The organism is Mesorhizobium sp. M1A.F.Ca.IN.020.04.1.1 (assembly GCF_003997315.1).
Classification (GTDB): Bacteria; Pseudomonadota; Alphaproteobacteria; order Rhizobiales; family Rhizobiaceae; genus Mesorhizobium.
Window position 1 is genome coordinate 1 of the sequence record NZ_RZSN01000265.1, and the last position, 5,381, is coordinate 5,381.

Here is a 5,381-nt window from a genome sequence, read left to right on the forward strand (position 1 = left end):
GTGCTCGATCGCATGACCCGCATCGGCGTTGGAGGCAAGAAATGACCGTCGCCGTCGATTTCAAGAATGTCGATATCGTCTTCGGTGCCGACCAGGCGCAATCCCTCGCGCTGATCGACCAGGGCGCAACCCGCGCCGAAATCCTCGAAAAGACCGGCAACGTGCTGGGCTGCGCCGGCGCCAACCTCACCGTGCATGAGGGCGAGATCTCGGTGCTGATGGGGCTTTCCGGCTCCGGCAAGTCGACGCTGCTGAGAGCCGTCAACCGGTTGAACGTGGTGTCGCGAGGCCAGGTGCTGGTCAATGACGGCGACCGCACGGTCGACGTGGTCACCTGCGATGAGCCGACGCTGAGACGCCTGCGGCAGAAGCAGGTGGCGATGGTGTTCCAACAGTTCGGCCTGCTACCGTGGCGAACGGTCGAGGAGAATGTCGGCTTCGGCCTGGAGCTCGCCGGCGTGCCGGAGGCCGAGCGCAGGGCACGGGTGCAGAAGCAGCTCCAGCTGGTCCATCTCGACCAGTGGTCGAAGAAATACGCGCATGAACTTTCGGGCGGCATGCAGCAGCGCGTCGGCCTCGCCCGCGCCTTCGCCACCGAGGCGCCGATCCTGTTGATGGACGAGCCGTTCTCTGCCCTCGATCCGCTGATCCGCACCAAGCTGCAGGACGAGCTCCTGCAGCTCCAGGCGGCGCTGAAGAAGACCATCATCTTCGTCAGCCACGACCTCGAGGAGGCGCTGAAGATCGGCAGCCACATCACCATCATGGAAGGCGGGCGCATCGTCCAGACCGGCGCGCCGGAAGACATCGTGCTCAGGCCGGCCAACGACTATGTCCGCGACTTCATCGCCAATGTGAATCCGCTCTCGGTGCTCACTGCCTGGAACGTGATGCGCGACCGCCGCGATCTCGAGCAGGGCGAGAATGGCTGGGTCTGGCTCGACCGGCGCAAGACGACGCGCTTCAAGATCGACGAGCACGGCCTGGTGGCCGCGGCCGAACGTGACGGCAAGCCGGCGGTGTGGGTATCCTGCGCCGAGGTCGAGAGGCAGCCGGAGGAGGGTGCGCAGGTGTTCTGGGCCAATCCCGGCACGTCGCTGAAGACGGTGATGCTCGCCATGCATCGCTCGCAGACGGCACCGGTGGCGCTGTTCGACGAAGGCTCGCGCTTCGTCGGCGCGATCGGCATCCGCGACGTGCTGAGCGCGGTGCTCAGGCGGTAGGAGCTCGGCCCTTAGATCAGCATGAAGTGTTCGCTGGCGGGCACCTCATGCTTGTTCTAGACTTGGTCGGCAGCCGGGGTTGGGCCGCTCGCGCATGGGGCGATAAAATGATCTTCCGTCAGCTTTTCGATTCCGTTTCGGGCACTTATTCCTATCTTCTCGCCAGCCGCCGCGGCGGCGAGGCGCTGATCATCGATCCGGTGCTGGAGAAGGTCGAACGCTACCTGCAGCTGGTCAACGAGCTCGACCTCAGATTGGTCAAAGCGGTCGACACACATCTTCATGCCGACCACATCACCGGGCTCGGCGCGCTACGCGACATGACGCATTGCGTCACCGTGATGGGTGAGCAGACCATGGCCGACGTTGTGTCGATGCGGCTTGCCGACGGCGACAAGCTTGCCATCGAGGGACTGGCGCTGGACGTCGTCTATACGCCCGGCCACACCGACGATTCCTACAGCTTCGTCCTGCCGGACCGCGTCTTCACCGGCGACACGCTGCTCATTCGCGGCACCGGCCGCACCGACTTCCAGAACGGCGATCCGCGCCAGCAATATGACTCGATCTTCGGCCGCCTGCTCAAGCTTCCCGACGAGACGCTGATCTTTCCGGCACACGACTACAAGGGCGAGACCGTGTCGACGATCGGCGAGGAAAAGGCCTTCAATCCGCGCCTGCAGGTGAAGTCGGTGGACGAGTACGTGAATATCATGAACAACCTGAAGCTGTCCAATCCGAAGATGATGGATGTGGCCGTGCCGGCCAACATGCGGGTGGGGCTGCATCAGGACGACGTCGCCAGCCGCGGCTGGGCAGTGACCGCCGAACAGGCGCTGGCGCTGGTCGGTCGGCCCGACGTGGCGCTGATCGATCTGCGCGAGCAATCCGAACGGGATCGCCACGGCGTCATCCCCGGCGCGATCCATCTGCCCTATGCGCGGCTGCAGGAGAATATCGCCGCCGGCGGCATGCTGCACGAGCTGGCGAAATCGACAGCCAAGCAGATCCTGTTCTATTGCGCCTTCGGCGAGCGCTCGGCGATGGCCGTGCAGGCGGCGCAGGATCGCGGAATATCGAGCGCCCGCCACATCCAGGGCGGCATCGATGCGTGGCGCAAGGCCAGCGGTCCGCTGATGCACTGAGACCTGTTGATATTCAGGTGATGCCGACCTGCAAACGCGCGTTTGCTGGTGCTCATGGACTTCAAGTACGCTCCGCTCCGGCTCTCGGAACCCGCCATTCTCGGCTCGGCCTGACCTCAATCGCAACACGCCTTTGGATGTGCCAGAAAATCAATTCAATCCGATCAGCTTCGCGCCTCTGCGGAACAGGGCTTCGCCGTCCCGGTCGAAGCGGAAGGTGGCGATGAAATCGTCCGCCCGATAGTCGGGCCACGTGGTGCGGATCGCGGCGGCGAAGTTTCGTGCCTCGTTCTGGCGGCCGGCCAGCGCCAGGCAATGCGCGGCGATCGCCAGGATGATGACATGCGCGTTGGGCCTGGCCGCAGCTTTCAGCGCCCATTCGGCGGCTTCATCGTATTCGCCCAGCCGCGCATGGGCCATGGCCCGCGCGCCCATCATGCCGAACAGCAATGGGTCAAAGGGGCTGAGATGGCGCGAGTGATCGGAGGAGCCGATCGCCGATTGCGGATCGCCCGACTGCGAATGGACAAAGGACAGGGCATAGTGGCCGAGCGCGAAGTTCGGGCTGAGGTCGACGGCCTTTGCCAACTCGAGCAGCGAGCCGTCCTGCTCGCCGCGCAGCCACAAGGCGCGGCCCATCGCCCAGTGCGCGGCCGGATTGCGGTCATCGACCAGGAGGCTGTGACCGGCAGTTGCGAAAGCCAGCGACGCCTCACGGTCGCGATCGCCCCAACGCTGAAAGGCATTCTGCCAATGCGTGAAGGAGAGGCCTGCATAGGCTCGGGCGAAGGTCGGGTCGAGCTTCAGGGCGTCATTGAAGAACTGCTGCGCCAGTTCGTTTTCCTGGCGGGTGAAGCGGTACATGTGCCAGAGCCCGCGATGATAGGCTTCCCACGCATTCAGCGAATTCGGCGCCTTAAGCATTGCCCGGTTTCGCTCGACGGTCGCGATCTCGGCGGCGATCGAAGAGACGATGCTGTTGCCGATGTCGTCTATCACCGTGAAGATCTCGTCCGGCCTGTGCTCGAAGGTCTCGGCCCACACAATCCTCGCGGTGCGGACCTCGACGAGCTCGACCGAGACGATCACCCTGCCCGAAAGGCTGCGGACCGAGCCTGTCGCCACATAGTCGACATTCAGCCGGCGCCCGGCGTCCTCCGGCGCGATGTCCTTCTCGGCCAGCGCGAAAACCGATCCGCGGGCAATGACGAAGAAATCGCGAAGCTTGGCGAGCCGCGTTATGATGTCGTGGGTCAAGCCATCGGCAAGCCCGCCACGGAAATTGACGGCGCTTTCCGCGAACGGCATCACCGCCAACGAGGCCCGGCGCACCGATGCGGGTTCGGATTCGACGGCAACGATCGGTGCTTGCGGGGCCGGAAGAGCTAGCCCGGATCGCGCGCATGGCGTTGCGCTGGAATGGCGTGCCTTGATCTCATGCCATGCTTCCCGCAAGGGAGCGACATCCAGCTCCTCGGAGCGGAAGAGTTCCGCCGCGGTCGCGATATGCTCCTCACCGGCGCCGATCTGTCCCCGCCGCGCAAGGTTTTCCAGAAGCGCCACATGGGCGCGGCCATCGAAGGGCGCGAGTTCCAGCCATCTGTCCAGATAGGCGCCCGCTTCATCGGCTCCCTGGGGGAGCAGGCCGATGATGTGCTCCAGAACGGCGACGTGGCACGAGCTGAAACGGCGGCGTTGCGCGGTCAGCCAGCTGGTGAAATGGGGGCTCCGATCGAGCTCCAGCCCGTCAAGGAAATCGCCGGCGAAGAGCTGCGCAAGCGCCCGAAGACGCCCGAGGCTGAGCGTCTCGATCCCTTCGGCGACCGCTGCGGCGGCTTCGACGGCATCGACGTTCGTATCGGCAAGACGAAGCGCCACGGTGTCGCCCTCGGTCTCGACCCTCTGCCGGCCCGGTTGGTTAAGCGCGCCGCGAAGCTTGCTCAGGCACCAGCGAAGCTCGCCGCGCGGATCGTTCGGCACGTCCCACAGAAGCTCGCAAAGCCGGCTGCGGCTGACGGGATGTGGCGCGAGCGCCAGATAGGCCAGCAGCGCGCGCAACTTGCGCGAAGAAGGCAATTTAACCGGCTCGCCGCCACGCGCGATCGTCAGTTGCCCAAGCAGTCGCAAGGACAGGCCGGCGGCAGTGTCGTTCGGGCTCGATCGGCTGGATTCCACGTATGTTCCCACGCTTTCTCCAACGCTCACCAGTTGGTCCATGTTCTATCACCAAAGACGACAGGAAGCATCCGGCAGCCCAATTCCATGCCGGAATGCCGCCGTTGCCGCATTCGCGGCAGGTCAAGCAACCTAACGCGGCAAGGTGTCGAAACCGCGCCGCCCAAGCCGCCGGTCTGTAACCGGCGCGTGAGATCGCGAGGAGAAAAGCCCATGTTGCAGAAGTTGAAAATCAGGACCACTGCCGGTCGCGGCCGGCTGTTCGACAGCATTCTCGACACCGTCGGCGACACGCCGGTCATCCGTATCAACAATCTCGGCCCCGGCCACGCGACCATCTATGTGAAGGCCGAGTTCTTCAATCCGGCGGCCTCGGTGAAGGATCGGCTGGCGCTCAACATCATCGAGGAAGGCGAGCGTAGCGGCAAGCTGAAGCCGGGCCAGACCGTCGTCGAGGCGACCAGCGGCAACACCGGTATCGGCCTTGCCATGGTCTGCGCGCAGAAGGGCTACCCGCTGGTGGTGACGATGGCCGACAGCTTCTCGATCGAGCGCCGCAAGCTGATGCGCATGCTTGGCGCCAAGGTGGTGCTGACGCCGCGCGCCCAGAAGGGTTTCGGGATGTACAAGAAGGCGGTGGAACTCGCCGACGCGAACGGCTGGTTCCTGGCGCGCCAGTTCGAGACGGAAGCCAATGCCGCCATCCACGAGGCGACCACGGCGCGCGAGATCATCAACGATTTCGCAGGGTCGCGCCTCGACGTGCTGGTCACCGGCTACGGCACCGGCGGGACCGTGGCCGGCGTCGGCCGGGTGCTGCGCCGCGAGCGGCCGGATG

The 5,381-nt window shown here is 64.8% G+C and carries 4 protein-coding genes; 3 read left to right on the top strand and 1 reads right to left on the bottom strand.

Translation table 11 applies throughout. From position 1 onward, the window contains the following. Nucleotides 1-41 precede the first annotated feature (41 nt). Together choV and EOA49_RS29950 are read left to right on the top strand one after the other, a co-directional pair. The gene (choV, locus tag EOA49_RS29945; RefSeq protein ID WP_127241904.1) at nucleotides 42-1,223 is read left to right on the top strand and encodes a choline ABC transporter ATP-binding protein; all 1,182 of its coding nucleotides are present in this window, start codon (nucleotides 42-44) and stop codon (nucleotides 1,221-1,223) included. A gap of 107 nt (nucleotides 1,224-1,330) precedes the next feature. Then, nucleotides 1,331-2,368, top strand: a complete 1,038-nt coding sequence (locus EOA49_RS29950) for an MBL fold metallo-hydrolase (protein WP_127241905.1) — start codon at nucleotides 1,331-1,333, stop codon at nucleotides 2,366-2,368. A gap of 150 nt (nucleotides 2,369-2,518) precedes the next feature. On the opposite strand, the gene EOA49_RS29955 is transcribed toward EOA49_RS29950, so the two are convergent. Beyond that, on the bottom strand, nucleotides 2,519-4,585 hold the full coding sequence (locus EOA49_RS29955; protein ID WP_127241906.1) for a BTAD domain-containing putative transcriptional regulator: 2,067 nt from the start codon (nucleotides 4,583-4,585) through the stop codon (nucleotides 2,519-2,521). Between the two features lie 171 nt (nucleotides 4,586-4,756). Here EOA49_RS29955 and EOA49_RS29960 point away from each other — a divergent pair. Beyond that, the coding region (locus EOA49_RS29960; RefSeq protein WP_127243529.1) for a pyridoxal-phosphate dependent enzyme at nucleotides 4,757-5,381 on the top strand (625 nt) is incomplete at its 3' end.